The organism is Halobacillus sp. H74 (assembly GCF_052246715.1).
In the GTDB taxonomy this organism is placed as follows: domain Bacteria; phylum Bacillota; class Bacilli; order Bacillales; family Halobacillaceae; genus Halobacillus; species Halobacillus litoralis_A.
Genome location: NZ_JBQQCI010000008.1, coordinates 1 through 17,511 on the forward strand (window position 1 = coordinate 1; position 17,511 = coordinate 17,511).

At 41.3% G+C, this 17,511-nt stretch carries 20 protein-coding genes; 5 read left to right on the top strand and 15 right to left on the bottom strand.

Features of this window, described 5'->3' with window-relative positions; genetic code table 11:
* Positions 1 to 195: 195 nt before the first annotated feature.
* The 8 genes from ACTWPX_RS16775 to ACTWPX_RS16810 all read right to left on the bottom strand — a co-directional run bounded on the left by ACTWPX_RS16775 (position 196) and on the right by ACTWPX_RS16810 (position 4,620).
* Positions 196 to 555 (bottom strand): hypothetical protein, encoded by a 360-nt coding sequence (locus ACTWPX_RS16775; RefSeq protein WP_443120727.1) that lies wholly within the window; start codon positions 553 to 555, stop codon positions 196 to 198.
* Positions 556 to 835: 280 nt separating this feature from the next.
* Positions 836 to 1,672, bottom strand: coding sequence for an alpha/beta fold hydrolase (locus tag ACTWPX_RS16780; RefSeq protein ID WP_443120728.1), 837 nt, complete (start codon positions 1,670 to 1,672; stop codon positions 836 to 838).
* 136 nt (positions 1,673 to 1,808) lie between these two features.
* The gene (locus tag ACTWPX_RS16785) at positions 1,809 to 2,069 is read right to left on the bottom strand and encodes a YjcQ family protein (protein WP_443120729.1); all 261 of its coding nucleotides are present in this window, start codon (positions 2,067 to 2,069) and stop codon (positions 1,809 to 1,811) included.
* Positions 2,070 to 2,274: 205 nt separating this feature from the next.
* Entirely contained in the window at positions 2,275 to 2,895 is a 621-nt protein-coding gene (locus tag ACTWPX_RS16790; RefSeq protein WP_443120730.1) for a hypothetical protein, read from the bottom strand.
* A 166-nt stretch (positions 2,896 to 3,061) separates the two neighbouring features.
* Positions 3,062 to 3,634 carry a histidine phosphatase family protein gene (locus ACTWPX_RS16795; RefSeq protein ID WP_443120731.1) on the bottom strand — a complete coding sequence of 191 codons (573 nt, stop codon included), beginning with the start codon at positions 3,632 to 3,634 and terminating at the stop codon, positions 3,062 to 3,064.
* A gap of 14 nt (positions 3,635 to 3,648) precedes the next feature.
* The gene (locus tag ACTWPX_RS16800) at positions 3,649 to 3,921 is read right to left on the bottom strand and encodes a hypothetical protein (RefSeq protein ID WP_443120732.1); all 273 of its coding nucleotides are present in this window, start codon (positions 3,919 to 3,921) and stop codon (positions 3,649 to 3,651) included.
* 132 nt (positions 3,922 to 4,053) lie between these two features.
* Positions 4,054 to 4,182 carry a CPBP family glutamic-type intramembrane protease gene (locus ACTWPX_RS16805; RefSeq protein ID WP_443120855.1) on the bottom strand — a complete coding sequence of 43 codons (129 nt, stop codon included), beginning with the start codon at positions 4,180 to 4,182 and terminating at the stop codon, positions 4,054 to 4,056.
* 6 nt (positions 4,183 to 4,188) lie between these two features.
* Complete coding sequence (locus ACTWPX_RS16810) at positions 4,189 to 4,620, bottom strand: hypothetical protein (protein WP_443120733.1); 432 nt, start codon at positions 4,618 to 4,620, stop codon at positions 4,189 to 4,191.
* A 258-nt stretch (positions 4,621 to 4,878) separates the two neighbouring features.
* Between ACTWPX_RS16810 and ACTWPX_RS16815 the strand changes: the two genes are divergently transcribed.
* On the top strand, positions 4,879 to 5,733 hold the full coding sequence (locus ACTWPX_RS16815; protein ID WP_443120734.1) for a dimethylarginine dimethylaminohydrolase family protein: 855 nt from the start codon (positions 4,879 to 4,881) through the stop codon (positions 5,731 to 5,733).
* 192 nt (positions 5,734 to 5,925) lie between these two features.
* Positions 5,926 to 6,351 carry a hypothetical protein gene (locus tag ACTWPX_RS16820; protein ID WP_443120735.1) on the top strand — a complete coding sequence of 142 codons (426 nt, stop codon included), beginning with the start codon at positions 5,926 to 5,928 and terminating at the stop codon, positions 6,349 to 6,351.
* Positions 6,352 to 6,444: 93 nt separating this feature from the next.
* On the opposite strand, the gene ACTWPX_RS16825 is transcribed toward ACTWPX_RS16820, so the two are convergent.
* The 4 genes from ACTWPX_RS16825 to ACTWPX_RS16840 all read right to left on the bottom strand — a co-directional run bounded on the left by ACTWPX_RS16825 (position 6,445) and on the right by ACTWPX_RS16840 (position 10,006).
* The gene (locus tag ACTWPX_RS16825) at positions 6,445 to 7,236 is read right to left on the bottom strand and encodes an anti-sigma factor domain-containing protein (protein ID WP_443120736.1); all 792 of its coding nucleotides are present in this window, start codon (positions 7,234 to 7,236) and stop codon (positions 6,445 to 6,447) included.
* The gene (locus ACTWPX_RS16830) at positions 7,229 to 7,798 is read right to left on the bottom strand and encodes an RNA polymerase sigma factor (protein ID WP_443120737.1); all 570 of its coding nucleotides are present in this window, start codon (positions 7,796 to 7,798) and stop codon (positions 7,229 to 7,231) included. Before ACTWPX_RS16830 ends, ACTWPX_RS16825 begins: the two co-directional genes overlap by 8 nt.
* Positions 7,799 to 8,126: 328 nt before the next feature.
* Positions 8,127 to 8,861, bottom strand: coding sequence for a polysaccharide deacetylase family protein (locus ACTWPX_RS16835; RefSeq protein WP_443120738.1), 735 nt, complete (start codon positions 8,859 to 8,861; stop codon positions 8,127 to 8,129).
* Between the two features lie 350 nt (positions 8,862 to 9,211).
* Positions 9,212 to 10,006 (bottom strand): aminoglycoside N(3)-acetyltransferase, encoded by a 795-nt coding sequence (locus tag ACTWPX_RS16840; protein WP_443120739.1) that lies wholly within the window; start codon positions 10,004 to 10,006, stop codon positions 9,212 to 9,214.
* A 214-nt stretch (positions 10,007 to 10,220) separates the two neighbouring features.
* Here ACTWPX_RS16840 and ACTWPX_RS16845 point away from each other — a divergent pair, with 214 nt between their 5' ends.
* A complete protein-coding gene (locus tag ACTWPX_RS16845) occupies positions 10,221 to 10,454 on the top strand; it encodes a DUF3953 domain-containing protein (RefSeq protein WP_443120740.1) in 234 nt (77 codons plus the stop codon).
* A 228-nt stretch (positions 10,455 to 10,682) separates the two neighbouring features.
* On the opposite strand, the gene ACTWPX_RS16850 is transcribed toward ACTWPX_RS16845, so the two are convergent.
* The 3 genes from ACTWPX_RS16850 to ACTWPX_RS16860 form a co-directional block, all read right to left on the bottom strand.
* Positions 10,683 to 11,321 carry a YczE/YyaS/YitT family protein gene (locus ACTWPX_RS16850; protein ID WP_281975227.1) on the bottom strand — a complete coding sequence of 213 codons (639 nt, stop codon included), beginning with the start codon at positions 11,319 to 11,321 and terminating at the stop codon, positions 10,683 to 10,685.
* A 211-nt stretch (positions 11,322 to 11,532) separates the two neighbouring features.
* A complete protein-coding gene (locus tag ACTWPX_RS16855; protein ID WP_443120741.1) occupies positions 11,533 to 12,756 on the bottom strand; it encodes a cation:proton antiporter in 1,224 nt (407 codons plus the stop codon).
* A gap of 131 nt (positions 12,757 to 12,887) precedes the next feature.
* On the bottom strand, positions 12,888 to 15,257 hold the full coding sequence (locus ACTWPX_RS16860) for a penicillin acylase family protein (protein ID WP_443120742.1): 2,370 nt from the start codon (positions 15,255 to 15,257) through the stop codon (positions 12,888 to 12,890).
* 140 nt (positions 15,258 to 15,397) lie between these two features.
* On the opposite strand from ACTWPX_RS16860, the gene ACTWPX_RS16865 reads away from it, so the two are divergent.
* Both ACTWPX_RS16865 and ACTWPX_RS16870 read left to right on the top strand, forming a co-directional pair.
* The gene (locus tag ACTWPX_RS16865; protein ID WP_443120743.1) at positions 15,398 to 16,402 is read left to right on the top strand and encodes an aldo/keto reductase; all 1,005 of its coding nucleotides are present in this window, start codon (positions 15,398 to 15,400) and stop codon (positions 16,400 to 16,402) included.
* A gap of 568 nt (positions 16,403 to 16,970) precedes the next feature.
* On the top strand, positions 16,971 to 17,447 hold the full coding sequence (locus ACTWPX_RS16870; RefSeq protein WP_128523089.1) for a DUF456 domain-containing protein: 477 nt from the start codon (positions 16,971 to 16,973) through the stop codon (positions 17,445 to 17,447).
* Positions 17,448 to 17,511 lie beyond the last annotated feature (64 nt).

Below are 17,511 nucleotides of genomic sequence, written 5' to 3' on the forward strand. Positions count from 1 at the left end.
TGAAGACTAACGACTTTTGTCGTTTTAATAATTACATAAGTGAGGTTTATTTGGCATGCCAAATTTCATTTCGATGAGTACACAAGAAACATCTATTTAGTTACTTGACATTTTATAGCTGGTCTTTCCTGGAAGAATAGATCTCAAGATACATTGGAGCAGATATTAAACTAACGTATAAGTTAGTTGAGAACCTTAATTCTGTTTTCCATCAATTGACCGAATAAATAAAAGACCTGAAAATGCTGTAAGAAGAATTTGAGTTTCTGGCAATAAAAACATTTCAATAAAAAACGGAATATCATTGCTAAACCATTTCACCCAATACACTCTAGGAATAAAGCTTATAATGGCTAACAGAACGGCTGGGATAAGTAGCCAATTCAATTTAATCCGCTTATTAAAAATAATATTATATAATGCTTTCCACTCCATCAAAACTCCAAATAAAAATGCCCATAAAGACGTTGTCATTAGAAGAGTGAGTGTTTTATCTGACGCTCTCTCCGCTGCTATCTGATAGTCATGATAACTATTGACCATTAAATAAAGCAAAACCATCATACCTAAAATTACAGCAGATACACCTAATGTTTTTTTAAGAATAATAAAACCTCCTGTAATAATAATTACGTTTTAAAAAGCAGAATGTTTCAAATCACTTATTCAACAATTCTACCTAGTCAGTATAAAAGTAAATGTCCCGATATTCCTTGCTCTTATGTAATAAGGGGTGATTACTCTATTGAGCAATCGCCCCAGTTAACGAAAGACTTGACTTCAAGATATGTTGAAGCAGATTTCTAGCTAACACTTGATTACTTATTACAATCTCCTACTGCCACCTTCTCTTTATTTCCTTTACTACAATATCTGGATTGTCCCAATGTAACATGTGGGAAGTGTTAGGGATTTTCTTTGTATCTGCACCAGTTTTTTGCTGAAATATGCTCATAGTTAAGTCCCTATAACCATCTTCTGATTGCGGAAGAGTAGCTCTAAGTAATAAAATCTTAAGGTTATGTGGAAGTTTTTCATAGATATCCTCGGTTTCATGTTTGTGCATGCCTTTGATAATATTGCCGGCCGTTTCACCTCTTGCATGCCAATAGTATCTATTGTTCTTTTCGAGTGCTAAATCTTGTGCAGCAAGATCTAATAAGGATGTTCTTCTGGATTCTCCATAAACAGCAACTTCCAAGAACTCTTCCCAGGTTTCTACATGCTCTTCAAAATCTTTCTCATAATATTTTACTTCTTCTTCCACTGTGCTAGCCCTTCTTCTCTTCGTTTGATACCCACCATCGATAAGTATTGTATCCATCACTTTTTCTGAATGCTCCAACAAATAATATAAGGCAACAAAACTCCCCCATGAATGTGTCAGAAAGTAAAACTCTCTAATTTTCAATATTTCAATCACTTGGTCCAGCCAATTTGCCAAAACTGGCGTATCGTACTTTTCGCTATTGTTAAATGGATCGGTCTTCCCATGGCCAGGTGCATCTATGCTTATTATTCTAAAATCATTCTTTAACTCTTCAGCGATTTCAATAAAACTTAGGCTGGTACTACCCAAGCCATGTAAGCAAAAAATGACAGGCCCACTTTTTTTGCCCCATTCTGTTACATGGACATTAATTTCTCCATCATTAATAAAATACCTTTTCAATGTCATCCCCCCAATGTTCCACAAAGATAAGGTTTTCCATAAAACATAATAAATTCTTATTGAAGTATAGCCCCGTTTCTTGAATAAACGCAAAAGCTGAAGATCTTCAATACGATCTTCAGCTTTTGCTGTTCAGTCATTCTAAAGAATAAGCATCATTGTCTTCTAAAAACCTCAGTCCATCTAATGTTATTTTTGCATTATCGTACCATACTGATTGTACTTTATTACCTTGACCACCCCTTGTAACTGAGATACCTTTAGCAAGTCCTTCGTCAAGAATAAGTTCTGCTATATCGCCCCATTCTTCTTTATCTATGTCAAAATCACTTTGTACTATTTTTCCTCTTTGGTCCAGCTTCATTAGAATACTATAAATGCACTTTAACTTTTTCATCTCTAACTTTCCCCTCTTATACTAATCCTAATAAGAAGCTCGTTACAGCCTCTCCCCACTTTGGGTTATTTATGACGTTAGTTGATAAGCTTAATAAACCTTTTGATCCTATATCATAAATACTTGAAGCAAGCCTTTGAAGATTATTTTCAGAAGGATTTGTCTTCTCCAATTCATCTTGGATCTCATTAGTTGTTGCCTTTACTTAATTTACTTGAGATTGATCAATGATACCCTGTTCTATAGCTTTCTTTACAATTTCGTCAGACAACTCTCCTACCTTTAAAGTCTGTGTAATATTTTCTCCCAGAGCGACATTTCCGTGATCAGCAGATATACTTCCATAATTTATAACCTGTAAAGATCCAGACTCTATATGATCTTTGCCTTCTACTTCATCTTCTATCAAATCATTTAACTTATCCATCAAGTTATCTAAACATGGAAAAAGAATCTGTTCATTCCATAGTCTAATATTTTCATTAAGCTTTTTTGCGACAAATATGTTTAAAGCATAAGTTTCTATATTAAATTCACCTTCTGAGGCACGTTTCATAACTTGTAAGACGTAAGCAATCTGCAAATCTTTTTCTTCTGGTAATTGCAATTCAAACCAACCACCTGACGAATTTTCGATGCTCTCAAAGTCAATATCCATAACCAAATATGGACCAACAATCGAATTTATTACTTTATTCTGTTTGATTAACCCTATAAGTTCCTTCACGCGTGTGGAATATACTTTGTGTCCAGCATATTGAAGAGAGTGAATTGTCTTTTCGAAATCTCTAATCGCCCTCTTAATTTCTTTTTGACTAAATTCCATCAACCTCACACCTTCCATTATTTTCTAACCTAATAATACCACATATCTCTATCGCTATATAAATTAAAAAAAGCCTTAATTGATACATTTATCTCGAAACTGAGTCTTCCACAAACCTGCCCTTTAGCTGAAGACTCAGTTTCGAGACATTTCTGGACAACTACGCTTAAAACTGGACTTTAATCCATCCCGTTTCTCCTGGAAAGTCATCTCTGGAATGCTTCGCACCACTTATGAACTGTTTATAGGATGTCATCGTTCCGTCATGGGTAACGATATATATCCTCTCCCTCTGCTGTTCTTCACACCATACAAGAAACCTTTCAGCCAGTGATGCAAATTCCTCTTTGGGTAAAGTGTTTATCCCCTGCTGCCATACATATGGCAAGGTATCATCAATGTGAAAGTCGGGAAAATCAGTTTTGATCTGATTCATATTCAGAAGTTGATCACAAGGAAGGGTATGCCATTCCGGATTTTGCGGAAACATTCTTGGAGATACGAATGGACTTACAACTTTATGGCAGTTTACCACTTGCGTCCATATCCTGGCGGTTTGCAAAGTTCTACGCAGAGGGCTGATCACTATGAGATCTTTCTCTGATACAGGAAATTTTTTTCTGAGCATACTTGCTTGTTTGATTCCTTCCTGTGTCAATTCAGGATCTGAAGTATGTAAGCTTTGAGGTAAATGTGTTGTGTGCTCCCCTTGACCATGCCTGATAAATACTAATTCCACTAATATCCCCCTTGTCACTCAATCTTTTTATACCAATCATCTTTATTAAAGCGCTCCGCGACCATAGTAAGGAATAGAGTTACAAAAGTAAAAAATGAACCTCTTCCCTTCCTTTTTTTACGATAAGCAGTGACTCCAGCACTTGCCATAAATACAGTGACAAAACCGAAGTTTCCCTGGACAATCGGCTCAAGCAGAACTTCCTCATGTTTCGTTAGCAAAGCACCACTTGAAAAAAAGATCGCTAATGACCCGGTTAATATCAATAAACGATTTCTGTTAAACAAGGTTCTCCCCCCTTTTCAGTTCGTCTCATTTAAGAAAGCATGGCCCTTTCATTTAGATTATCGAAAACTTGATTAAAAACTTGCGATGATATTTCAAAAGATGTGTAAAATAATGGATACGAGAAGGGACTTTTAGTAATGGTAAACAACTCCGAATGTAACCCCCATGATGAATCCGAAAACTAGATAATCGCCATGGATCACCCCGAACAATAGAGAAGAAAGAATAATTCCCATTAGGCTTCCTAGCCTTTTTGTCAGCCCATGCTAAATGATTCCTCGGTAGATGATTTCCTCATAAATCGGTACGAAGAGAATGACACTTATTAAATAGACAGGTGTTTCATCACGTTGTCCAAATTCATATAAAGCCAAAAAATGATCATCGAATAAAACTTCTAAGGAAAATATGAATTCTCTACAAATGAATAACATGATTAATGATAGGAAAAGCCATATATAGGTAGGGGCCCCTTTTAGTACAGTTGGTTTCAAGGTATTCTTTATGTGATTTCTGATTGTCGGAAGGATACAGATGATTACTACTATCCCGATGAATTCAAGGATGTACAAATAATACCTATATGGGTAAAATTCGGAACTGATGCTGAACATGGAGTTCAAAATCCCGTCAATGGTGATATATAACAAGAAAAACAAATCATACTGAAACACGGATAAATATATTTCTTTCCTCAATAATATCCCCGCCCAATAACCAGGCTTTACAGTGCAAATCCCATTATTTCGAAAATTGTATTTTTTTACATTAAGTCCATCTGGTGGAAAGTTTCTTATCCGCGTTATATATAAAGGGTAAAAGTGTCATATTTTGGTGCGTAAACGCATACCTCCCTCGTTCAGATGAAAGGGTCCCTTTAACTTATCTCCTTTGGAAGGTTTTACAATTTAGTTATCGGGGAATGCTACATTAACGATAAAATGGGGGTAGTGGAAATGCAAGAAACACCAACCGACAATAAGGTTCATTGTAGGACAGAATACTCTCCTCTCAGCAGAGTTCTGGTTGTAAAGCCATCGTTCATGAAGATAACCGAAGTGATCAATGAAACGCAAAAGTATTACAAAAGAAACAACATTAATATCCCTCTGGCTATGCAGCAGCATGAAGAGTTTGTTGATATCTTAGAAAAAAATGATGTTGAAGTGCTTGAACTTCCCGCGGTGTCTGATTTACCTGAACAGGTTTTTACGAGAGACATCGCATTTGTAATTCATAATGACCTCTTCCTCGGTTCAATGAATGAACAAGTTCGGGAAAAGGAGACCACACGCCTGGAACCATGGCTTCATGATAACAAGATCTCATTGGAAAATGTGTTCACTGGTTCGATTGAAGGCGGTGATGTGATGGTGGATGGATCAACCATCTGGGTTGGAAGGAGTGGTCGAACGTCTGCCAGAGCTGTGGATGAGCTTCAAACACGTCTCCCTTCTTTACAAGTTGAGCCCTTAACCTTGAATGATGACATCCTCCATCTTGATTGTGTTTTTAATATAATCGGGGAAGGGGTAGCACTTGTTCATCCTCCGGCTTTTACTTCGAATGATTTTGAAAAGTTAAAATCCTCCTATCATTTGATTCCAGTTACAAATGAAGAACAGTTTCGAATGGGACCAAATGTCCTCTCTATCGGACAAGGAAAAATCATCAGCCTTCCTATGAATGAAAGATTGAACAGGATTTTGCATTCAAAAGGATTCCATGTCATTCCTGTTGAATTTTCTGAAATCATTAAATCCGGAGGCTCTTTTCGCTGTTGTACCCTCCCTCTGCGAAGAGAAGAATAAAATGTGTTCATTCACTTCCTCTTATGGCCACCTGCGAACTCTAACGCAGCATACGATAAATAAATCAGTCCCATAAGCAAGGACATTGCTTATGGGACTGATTTTTGTATAACCCTTCTTAACCCGTTGCATCACAACCCGCCCAATATTACATACAATAGGATGAAGTATGAGCCAAAGGAGTGAAGATCCATGCATCATCCTTATTGGTATAACTATCCCCATGGACACATGCCTGTCATTCAGCAAACTCCCGGTCATTTCCAAAATAATCCCGACAACCCGAATGAACAGGTGTGCCGGGACCGTTGTTATAAATTAGGTTTCCGTCCAGGAACAGCCGGCTGGCGATATTGCATTCACGGATGCCAGGGAAATAATGGTTTGTTTAGAGAACAATCTCTCCCAGATCAATGGGTCTCATATATTCAACCATTAGTAGACAAGGCACTTGAAGAGGTGGATGAAGGCATCAACTTAACACATTTATTCCAGGAATATATATTAGCCGGGGTGTTAGTCGGGCAAGGATTCCCCCCTGACACGGCGATTCAACAAGTTGAAAGTTGGGAAAAAGGAGAATCAAAGTTACTCCAGCAAAGTAAGAAGAATGAATAGTTTCCTGCCCTCATTCACAAAATCCCCCTAGAATAGTATTTTATAATTTCTTATCCACTAAAAAAGCTGACTCATCAAAGAGTCAGCTTTCTTTTACAAACCTGCGCTCATAAGGACTTCTCCTTGAGGGGTCTGACTATTTGGTCCAGGCTCTTTTGAAATGGCGACAGCGTCCCATTCTCCCCCTTCCACATTTTCCAATTGCTGCATCGGAAATGCTACAGCCCCTTCACCGTTTTGGTTCGATAAAAAGGAACCGGCTGGATAGGGTTGATCACCTTTCAACAACCACACTTGATAGACTTCATTCTGCTCAAGCGGGGTAAGATTCTCTGCTTGAACGACCAGCAATTTTTCTTCTTTATCATCAAGCATAGCAGCTGTACCACTCATTGAGTTGTCTTCACTTTGCAACTGGACACGTTGGAGGACTTGATCGTCCGGCTCTTCTTCACCAGGATCTTCATCCACCGGTCCTGCGACTTCATTTTCTGACTGAATGATCGTATAAACATTACCTGCAACGGACAACAATAATGCTGCAGCTAAGGCAGGTACCATCCATGGACGTTTTCTTTTATTTTTCACAGGTACGGAGACTACATTGTCTTTATCCTTATTATTTTCAGGTGTTGTCTCATGCTCCTGATCATCTTCTGACGGCTGCTCTTCTGCAAAAACATTCCCTAACACTCGATCTTTCATGGAAGAAGGGGGATCGACAGGATCAGCAGCAAATGGCAAGTCCGCGGTCAGCTCTTGCAATTCGGCTAACTCCTCTTTACAGTCATCACAACTTTCCAAATGGCGCTCAAATTCTGATTTCTCTTGTTCTGTAAGTTGATCGTTGAAATAATCAATGACTTTATCGCATTCGTTATGCATCATGGATGCCCCCTTTCTCCCTGATTTGGTGTAACTCTTTTCGTAAATGCTTCAACGCAAGTCTCAGTCTCCCTTTAACCGTTCCTAATGGCAGCTCGCATTTTTCTGCGATCTCTCTATGTGCCATTCCTTTAAAGTAAAAGCAGTCGACCATCACCCGCTGCTCATTAGAGAGTTTCTTCACCGCCTGGCGCACGGATGCCCCTTCTTCCCGCCATTCAGCTAAATTTTCTGTGGAAGGTGTTTCCTGGTGAATTTCGTCACGCTCTTCCTCAAAAGCAACGGTGTTCTTTTTCCTTTTTCTTATTAGATCGATACAAGTATATCGAGTGATTGTCACAATCCAAGAGGAAAACTTCCCTTTTCCCTCTTCATAGACTGCTTTTTTGGTCCAGATTTTTATAAAGACTTCCTGCAATACTTCTTCGGCTAGTTGTGAATCCCCAGAAAGCTTGATGGCAAATGAGTAAAGGAGTTTTTCATATTTTTCATAAATCTCCTCTAAGGCTTGTTTATCGCCATGCAGCATCTGGTGATATAGTTTTTGATCACCCTTAGTCATAGCATACTCCTTTAGTTGGTTGGTATTGATATCGTAGCACACAAATGTTTCGTGCTCGACTATTTGAGTGGGTAAGCGATCTATTCAGCTATCGGATATTCTTTTCATTTAGATCACTTTTTACAACAATGAAAAAGTTGAACATCAGAATTATTATTGGAAAGGACTTATCGTGAGAGAAATGGAGCTGCTAGAGAGAACTTCATTACGAGGAGGAGTTTTAACACAAAATGATATGGTCCAATTAACGGACATGGTAAAGAGCAACCTCTCACTATTAAAGAGAGTTGCTCTTATTTTTCAGAGGAGTAATTATTCTATAGGAACTTTAACGACCATTATTGATTTCCCACATTTGAGGCACCGTAACGAATTGATAACCAAGACTTTTCAGAAGAGGTATTAGCTCGTCAACCGAATCCACTGTGCCGCTTAAATCTTGTGTCCAATGTCCGGCATTATGCATTAATATAATCGCCCCAGGGTGTATTTTACTAATTACCTCGTCCTTTATAGATTCTTTTCCAGGGGCTCTCCAATCCTGCGTATCAATTGACCAACCAATTCCTTTGTAATTCAAGTTCCCCAGCATCAAAACCTGTTTTTCATTCAATGCACCATACGGAGCTCTAAACCAGTGGGTTTCTTCCCCTGTAGCTTTCAGGATTTGTTCTTGGGTCTTTGATATTTCCCATTCCATATTCCGAATATTTGATTCTGCCAAGTTAGGGTGCCAATACGTATGATTCCCGATTGCATGTCCTTCAGCTGCGATTCTTTGTGCTACACCGGAATGTTTGGCTACCCGTGACCCCATTAAGAAAAAGGTGGCTTTAACATCGTGTTTCTTTAAAATATCTAAAATTTCAGGCGTGTAGCGTTGGTCTGGCCCATCATCGAACGTTAAAGCTATGACTTTTTGTTCTACCTGCCCTTGATAGAGCATGTATTCAGGGAATTTTATCTGTAAAGGGTAATGGGATGAAGCTGCATGTGAGGTTATAGGTAGATTACATACGAGGAGCAGGATAATTCCCAAAAAAATGAAAGCAAGACGCACCATGGAAACCACTCCTTCTCTTCATTATTTTTTCGATTCCATTGAAAAATGTTCATTATGTATTATTTGTTAATGACAATAATTAAAGCGAATCTAAGTGAACTTTTTTCCTGTAAAATTTGGTAGTGCCTATTTTGTCTTAATCGTGCTTTTTGCTAAGACCAAGTCTTCGTTTATTAGTTGTACTTATGTGTGTATGACAATAAAGAAAATCCCATTCTATAAATAACCTAATAAAAAAGCTGAAAGCACTGTGCTTTCAGCGATTATGACTTGAATTCAACATACTAAAAATATTTGTTGAAAAATGCGATGCACGCCTTTTGATTATAAACGAAACAACTGGAAGAACATTAATCGGCCTCCTGGAAAATGTGGAAATTCAGCCACGCTTCGGCGTAATCGACCGCTTCCTGTATGGAGAACAAGCGGCATTCAGCTGATCCCACCTGCCCTTTTGTCACATGCTTCACTTGTTCAAAGGCTTCTCCAAGGGATTGGAATCGCTCTTCTTGAAACTCAATATCCTCAAATTTTTGCCAGACCCGTCCGCCATCCTTCAATACTGGCGCTCCTTTTATAACTGTCTTTTGGTTGGGAAGGCGATATTCCGCCAGGTGAAAACAAGTGCAGGCATCAAAATCGGAACCAATGAAAAGCACATGGGCGTCCATATCATATAACCTTTGCAATGGTGATTTCTCGCCGAGGCCGAATTCTGCAGAGTGTTGAGTGAGGATTTCATCTTTATTTTTCCCCCAGGCAGCAAAGGAATACAGAGGATGGGTGCTCCTGCTTACGTCTGGAAAAGTACGGAATACTTCAACGACTTTCCCCATCCGACTGGCAGGTGTGTAATCTGGATGATAGGCAGGCATCGTTTCGAGGATCTCTGGCACCCATTCTTCAGGTACAGGAGGTTGACTCCAATCAGTGGGATCTGACATATCGTCCGATTGAGACGGCATGACAATCGTCCCTTCTTCTGTAACGACATCCATCAGCGCCAGATTCACTGCTACTGCTCCCCCGTTGACCCAATCTAGTGAAGATAAAGAGGAGTGAACAAGCACGGTACTTCCTTTTTCCACTCCTAGCTGAAGCAGGTCATTTCGAATGGATTCTCTCGTTCTCAATTCCTGTGACATGGTATCCTCCTAACAAAAACATTCGTCATGTCAATTTTAACATAAATATCCATTCTTTCTGGTGAAAAGGCATGGGTAAATGATAAGGTACAAGGGAAGATTAAACAGCTTGGACTCTACAAAAAAGCGAGTGAGTTTTTTAGTACGGATCGGTTACCCATTTTTATAATGAATCATCCAAAATTCAACTTATTTGAGGAAAGGAAGGATTCTGTTGTTGAATGCTAGTAGAAAAATCTTATCTGTGCTTTTACTTTTAATAGTGGCATACGTTTTAATTACGAAAAAATTCACCCTGATGCCGCTTATGATGCTATTCTTGGGTGGGTTGATGCTGGTCATGGGTGTGGAGCAATTACAAGCGAACAAAGAATCGATGGGTTATCCCTTTGTATTCGTCTCTTTGCTATGTTTTTGTGCTTCCTATCAGATTTATCCATTGAATTAACAGCTTAATACCAAACCTACATAAACCTAAGAAGAACCATATGAAAATAGCTAAGGAAAGTGGGAACATGCGGAGTTTTGCTTGCCTCTCCGCTCCTCTTTTGAGTTGAACCGATGATTTTTCATTAAAAAAAGGCTTCGAGTTGAAGATGACTCGCAGCCTTTTTATCTTTCACCACCAGCTTAAACAGTCCTGGAATCAGTAGTCCTGTCCCTTGAGAGACATCCTTCAGACGGCTTGCTGATAAACCCGTTCACCATCTGGATGCAGCTTATAATAAAGCGGATAGGCTCTCGTATAACAAAGTTGGATAACAGGACCAAGGAACAACATTGGTGCAACCGTTCCTAATCCGACGGGTCCTCCTACAAGCAAGGCTAGGGAGGTCATGATCACCGCTACCACGGTTTGACCTGATTGGATACTTAAGTTGAAGCGAGCACTGACAGCTAAGAACAATTGGTCGACAGGTGCACGTGGAAATTGCGGAAGAATATAGATGGCCACTCCCAATCCGATGATCGCTACTCCTGTAAACAGTGCCGTTACTTGTAACAGAAATGGTGCTGTTGATAAATCCACATTCGCAAAAACGATTTCCAGCCAAAAGTCTAAGATCAGACTTTCTAAAATCACGGGAACGACAGCCCGCACCTCCGGCAGCTGCTTCATTAATTTCGCGTTAATGAATATGATGACCAATTGAAAGGCCCCGTACCAGAAACCTACAGTAAAACCGAGGTGATCGGAAACTCCTATGAAGAATGATGTCCAAAATCCAGCGCCTAATGTAGCATTGATCAATAGCGCAACTCCAAAGAAGTTGATGAGCATCCCAACCAAGTAAACCACGGAACGATATAGCATGACGAACTCCTCCCTTCCATAAAAAAAGTGATCACGTCAGAGACTTTTCTCTGAATCGTGACCACATTTTATTAGCGATTATTTTGTGCGTCAATCGAAAAAACTCATTAAAACCGATGGGATATTTCTCCACCTCAAAAAATACTCAATCCTTTACCAGCACTGGGATATAGAAGCATTATCTTCCAGAACATTTTCATTTGTTAAACCATTATTTTTGAGGTTCGGTTAAGTTCAACTTTTTAATTAATGGTTTTAAAGTCAATCCCTGCACGATCAAGGAAAACAGGACGACTGAAAACGTCAGGAGCAACACCTGGTCTCTTCCGCTGAAATCCATCGGCAAGCTCAATGCAAGAGCAACCGATAAACTTCCTTTCAACCCGCCCCAGTTGATCAGTATTCGTTCTTTGGATGTTAATTCCTTGACCCAACCTGTTCCAATGTAGACGGCAAGTGTACGACCGACAAGGACGATTGCGATTGCTGATACAATGTAACCCCAATTTCCCGCTAAGTCGATATTTCGAATCTCCAGACCGACCATCAGGAATATCAGGGCATTGGCAAGCAACGTTATCGTATCCCAGAAAGAATTGATATTAGTCTTCGTTTCTTCCGACATTCCGATCTTAGCTCCGTAGTCACCGAACATGAAACCTCCGACAACGACTGCGATAACACCTGAAGTATGAAAATGCTCCGCAATGAAATAGCTGCCGAAGAACAGGAGTGCACTGAAGGCGATTTCCAGCGGGTAATCATCAAAAATGCGGATGATCTGAGAGAAGATATAGCCGAGAACGAGACCAATCAGTGCTCCGCCCAGGGCGAATTTCAAAAATAGTAACAATCCGCTCCCAAGTCCTGCCCAGCCCATTTCGATGTAAGAAAGCAAATACACACTGGCAATCGTGAAAAGGACAACAGCGATCCCATCATTGAAAAGAGACTCCCCTTCCATGACAGTCGTCATTTTTTTAGGAACTCCTAATGATTTAAAAATTGATAGCACACTGATCGGATCGGTTGCACTCATAAGCGCTGCGAACGTAAAAGCAACTGCGAGAGGCAGGCCCAACAGGAAATATGCTGCTGATCCAATGGCAAGCGCTGATATGAATGTCCCGACAAAAGCGAGACCCAGCACCGTTTTTTTACGCTGAAAAAGCTCGTGAAAAGGCAGTTTCAGTGTTGCATCACCTAGTAAAATCGGAAGGAAAAGCGAGATGATGGTCGCCTGGAAGACCTCCGATTGAGTTATGTACCTCTCCGCTTCCTCGATAAGCGGAAGTTCCGTCATTCCAAGCACCAGTCCTACAAGGACCAATGCAATAGAGTCCGGTTCCTTCAATAGTTTTGCAATAGCGATGACCGATACGGATACTGCCAAAAGTAATAAAATTTGTATGAAAACCTCGTGAAATCCATGCATGTCCATCCCTCCATTCTAGAATCACTTAATTAGTCATTCCCTAAATGTGGTAACTCTACGCAGCTAAAAAGGAAAGTAATGATAGGATTTTGAATTAAAAACACCACTCAGGGAACTGAGCGGTGTTTTGATCATTCAGGTTCAAGTGTCAATTCTTCGCCATCAAATCCCTCTGTTTTGGTAAGGTGATAACTTCCTTCCACCCAATTATCCAATTGATCATGATACCATTCACTTCGGAAGTGACCGGACTGGCCAGGGCCGACCACATGATAAGCTTCCTCCGTATTTTCCATGTCTATCACAAAACGCCAGGATGCCCCGTGATTTACAAGACCATCACTTTTAAATCCGGCTGCCCGGACCGTCACACGGCTGCCGCTCACTGGTGAAGGTTCCCCCACATTCAGAAAGCGTTCAAGAAAACCGATGCTCGATAACGGGTGCGTAAACTCGACTGCATGATAGTCTCCCCATGTCCATGCTGCAGGGTCATCACCAAACTCTTCCGATATTTCTGCAATCGTACTCTTGAAGGCACGTGTCATCAAAGCCTTGATTCCGCCAGCTTTTTCGACCCATAAGGACTCCTCTCCTTTTCTCACCTTCCGCAGCAACTCGTCCGTCGTTTGTCCGGACCCTTCAAAAAAGCTGCGCATCTCTTTAGAAATTTCTTCATTGTAAAGTTCATCCTTTAAAATGCCCATCCAGCGGTGGAATATCAGTGGTTGAGCGAGGTCACGATCATCTTCAAAATTCCACTCTTTCATGAGGGCTATGCTCTCTTTTTCCAATTCCGTCTTGTCTTCATTCACTTGGGCGATCATAAAGTTCAGAAACTCTTCAGCTTGCAAATTTTTTACATCCATTTGCATAGCCTGAAAATCCTCTGGAGTAATGGAATCATTTTCACCTAACATCTCTTCAATACGCTGGTATCGATACGGTTGTGCCCAGTTATGACTGATATGATAGGGGTAATCTTCCGAAGTGATTTTATTGTTGGCTGTCGCGACAAAACCAGCCTCTGGATTCACGACCTCAGGCAGTTCATCAAAAGGGATATACCCGCTCCATTCATCTTCAGCCTCCCAGCCTCGAAGAGGAAGCAATGCGTCATCCGGCTGATCATAGAGCGGGATGCGTCCATTCGCTTTATAGGCAATGGTGCCATCCTTGCTTGCAAATACAAAGTTCTGGGCAGGTGCCAAGAATTTCTCCAACCCTTGTTCAAACTCCTGCCAGTTCGAAGCACGGTTCATTTCAAGCACAGCTTCAAGTTCTGTAGTCGGATCGAGTGCTGTCCATCTGAGTGATAAAACAGTCTCCTCCCCGCTCTTTTCTGCGAATTCACTGATGACTGGTCCGTGCCTTGTCTCTAATACTTCCATTTCAACTGTATCACCGTCTTTCACGTGGATCGTTTCGTTGATGACATCCGCTTCTTCCCACTCATCTTCATATAAAAATTCGTTGGGGTTATCAGGGTTTCTTTTCTCCATATAAAGCTGCTGGACATCTGGACCAACATTTGTAACGCCCCAGGCTATATCATCATTGTGGCCGAGAATGATACCGGGAACTCCGGCAAAGATGACACCAGAAACCTGATACCCGGGCGCATGCAGATCCATTTGATACCAGATGGAAGGTGTCGCCATTCCGAGATGAGGGTCATCCGCAAGCATCGGTGCTCCAGATTCCGTACGATCTCCACTCACTACCCAATTGTTGCTGCCATTGAATTCATGAGGGAGGACAGCGTTGCTTAAACTTTTCTCAATATCAACAGGAGCTGCATCGGACAGTACAGACGGTGCATTCTCCGGATAGGTGGGGAATAGTTCGTATGCTTCCTCCTCAGGAAACTCCTGCAGCAAGTGATAGTTGAAGGCTTGACGTTCCCAGTGCCCACCCAGATCGAAAGCCATATATTTCCCTATTGTCAGCGAGTCGATCGGCTCCCACGGCTCAGGATCAATTCCCATCATCGCGAATTCCGGCGGCAGTGGGTTTTCTTCAATAAATGCATTGACGCCATCTGCAAAGGCTTCTAAGCTCTCAAGTGCTTCATCAGAATATAAAGAGAGTGATTTTTCCGCTGCCCTTCTCAGACCAAGGGTTCTAAAATAGCGGTCTTGCTCCAGCGTGCTTTCCCCTACTACTTCACTTAATCGCCCAGAAGCCTGCCGGCGTGCCAACTCCATTTGAAAAATCCGGTCCTGTGCTTGCACGAAACCCTGTGCCATGAACAAATCTCTTTCATTCGCAGCTTCCAAATGTGGCACACCTGCTTCATCCCTAGTGACCTGCACCGGAGCACTTAAACCATCCAACTTTACCTCACCAGAAGTTTCGGGTAGACTTCGATTTATGTAAACGTTTACAAAAATAAAGGCAGCTGCCACTAATATCATGATTATTCCAGCCGTTAACCAAACGACTTTTTTCCATCTACGCTTCCCCTGCTTCTCATGGTCGATCTTTCTTGCAGTTTCCATCCCCTCACCCCTTCCACTTGATTCCCTTTATTATATCGTAATTTTCAAAAAATAGGATAATTTGTTCACACCTGTTAATGATTAGGTGAAAAATGAAACGGGTACATATATGAATGTGTTTTACTTTGGAGGTGGATATAGTGGAAAAAATAAAAATCAGTAATACATCAATGGAAGCCAGCCGTATCGGACTCGGTACTTGGGCGATTGGCGGCTGGATGTGGGGTGGCACGGATGAAGATCAATCCATAAAAACCATCCACTCCGCATTAGACCAAGGTATAAATTTAATTGATACAGCGCCAGTCTATGGTTTCGGACGTTCGGAAGAAATCATAGGTAAAGCCGTCGAGCAATACGGACGGCGTGAAGACCTTCTGTTAGCAACGAAGGTGGGTATGGACTGGAATGAGGAAACACCCTTCCGAAATGCCAGTAAAGAACGCATTCACCAGGAAGTCGAAGATTCGTTAAAACGCTTGAAGACCGATTACATCGACATCTATCAAGTCCACTGGCCGGATCCAGTAACACCGATTCATGAAACAGCAGAAGCTTTATCTTATTTATATAAACAAGGAAAAATCAGAGCCATCGGGGTAAGCAACTTTTCGCCAGAACAAATGGACATTTTCCGCGAAGCAGCTCCATTGCACACTTTGCAGCCCCCATACAACTTATTCGAACGTGATATCGAATCGAAGACACTGCCATATGTACAAGATCATGACATTACGACCATCTCATACGGCTCTCTTTGCCGCGGGCTTTTATCCGGAAAAATGTCTTCAGACCGTGATTTTGAAGGAGACGACTTGCGTAACAACGACCCTAAATTCCAACAGCCCCGCTTCAAGCAATACTTGAACGCAGTACAAGAGCTCGAACAACTTGCTGAAAACCGATTCGGAAAAAACGTTCTGCATCTAGCATTGCGTTGGGTCTTAGATCAACCCGGCTCAGGCATCGCCCTAATGGGAGGACGCCGGCCAGATCAACTGAATCCGCTTAATGAAGTAGACAGCTTTACAATTGATGAACAAACAAGACATGACATTGACGAAATACTGCTGAAACACATCAATGATTCCATCGGTCCAGAATTCATGGCCCCACCAGACCGCCAAGAACTCGGATTGAAGTGAACTTAAGTGTGATAACGCCTTAATCAGCCCCGACAAGCATAAGCAAACCTTTGAAGTGGCGCTTTTTTGCCACAGCAATGGGCTTGCTTATGACCTCGAGGGGCTAGGCGTTGGAACTGGATAAATTTAAATGTGGAAGCGACCTGGGAGATACGACAAGCATAAGACAAACAACAGAGTGGAGCGCTTTTCCTCCACACCGTTGATTGTCTTATGACCTCGAGTGTCTGGCCGCGGGAACTGGATAAACTTAAGTGTGGAAACGCCTCGTTCAGCCCCGACAAGCATAAGCAAACCTTTGAAGTGGCGCTTTTTGCCACAGCAAAGGGCTTGCTTATGACCTCGAGGGGCTAGGCGTTGGAACTGGATAAATTCAAATGTAAAAACCAACCGCTCTCTTGGATTAAGAGGGCGGTTTTTAAATGATGAACTTTTGGCTATATGGAGCTCCTTCTGGAGAAGATATGAATGCTTGGAAAATAGAATTCTCTATTAATAAAAAGTTTAGAAACTTTTATCCTTGTCAATCGTATATGGAAAGAGTCGTAATATTAGGAGGTTCATGCTTATGGAAATATTAATTTGGGTCATCATCATCGCTTGTTTCATCGCAAGCTTTGCAAGCGTCATTTTCCCGATCATCCCTGCACCACTTGTGCTTTGGATCGGTTTTCTGGCATACTTTTTCTTTATAGATGGCAGTGAGCTTTCGATCTTCTTCTGGATTGGAGCTATTCTCCTCACCGTTTTATTGATCGTATCTGATATTATTGCAAACAGTTATTTCGTCAAACGTTACGGTGGAAGTAAATGGGGCGAACGTGCAGCAGCCATCGGAGTTATCGTCGGTTCATTCATCATTCCGCCGTTCGGGATCCTCGTTATTCCATTCGTTCTCGTCATCATCGTAGAACTGGTACAAAAACGAGCATCTGAGGACGCCTTCAAAGCAGCAATAGGTTCATTATTCGGTTTCTTGAGCGGAACCGTAGCCAAAATCATCATCCAGTTGATCATCATCATATGGTTCTTTCTGGAAATTTAGATATCAATAATCGCTCCCGACTGCAAATTTTGAATCAAAAGGGCGAAAAGACGAACGCATCCTT

Bases quoted from the DNA above. Each gene is read 5' to 3' on its own strand.
- ACTWPX_RS16825 (WP_443120736.1), bottom strand. From the start codon at position 7,236: ATGCATAACGAATGCGATAAAGTCATTGATTATTTCAACGATCAACTT.
- ACTWPX_RS16860 (WP_443120742.1), bottom strand. From the start codon at position 15,257: ATGGAAACTGCAAGAAAGATCGACCATGAGAAGCAGGGGAAGCGTAGA.
- ACTWPX_RS16790 (WP_443120730.1), bottom strand. From the start codon at position 2,895: ATGGAATTTAGTCAAAAAGAAATTAAGAGGGCGATTAGAGATTTCGAA.
- ACTWPX_RS16840 (WP_443120739.1), bottom strand. From the start codon at position 10,006: ATGTCACAGGAATTGAGAACGAGAGAATCCATTCGAAATGACCTGCTT.
- ACTWPX_RS16820 (WP_443120735.1), top strand. From the start codon at position 5,926: ATGCATCATCCTTATTGGTATAACTATCCCCATGGACACATGCCTGTC.
- ACTWPX_RS16815 (WP_443120734.1), top strand. From the start codon at position 4,879: ATGCAAGAAACACCAACCGACAATAAGGTTCATTGTAGGACAGAATAC.
- ACTWPX_RS16855 (WP_443120741.1), bottom strand. From the start codon at position 12,756: ATGCATGGATTTCACGAGGTTTTCATACAAATTTTATTACTTTTGGCA.
- ACTWPX_RS16830 (WP_443120737.1), bottom strand. From the start codon at position 7,798: ATGACTAAGGGTGATCAAAAACTATATCACCAGATGCTGCATGGCGAT.
- ACTWPX_RS16785 (WP_443120729.1), bottom strand. From the start codon at position 2,069: ATGAAAAAGTTAAAGTGCATTTATAGTATTCTAATGAAGCTGGACCAA.
- ACTWPX_RS16835 (WP_443120738.1), bottom strand. From the start codon at position 8,861: ATGGTGCGTCTTGCTTTCATTTTTTTGGGAATTATCCTGCTCCTCGTA.
- ACTWPX_RS16870 (WP_128523089.1), top strand. From the start codon at position 16,971: ATGGAAATATTAATTTGGGTCATCATCATCGCTTGTTTCATCGCAAGC.
- ACTWPX_RS16850 (WP_281975227.1), bottom strand. From the start codon at position 11,321: ATGCTATATCGTTCCGTGGTTTACTTGGTTGGGATGCTCATCAACTTC.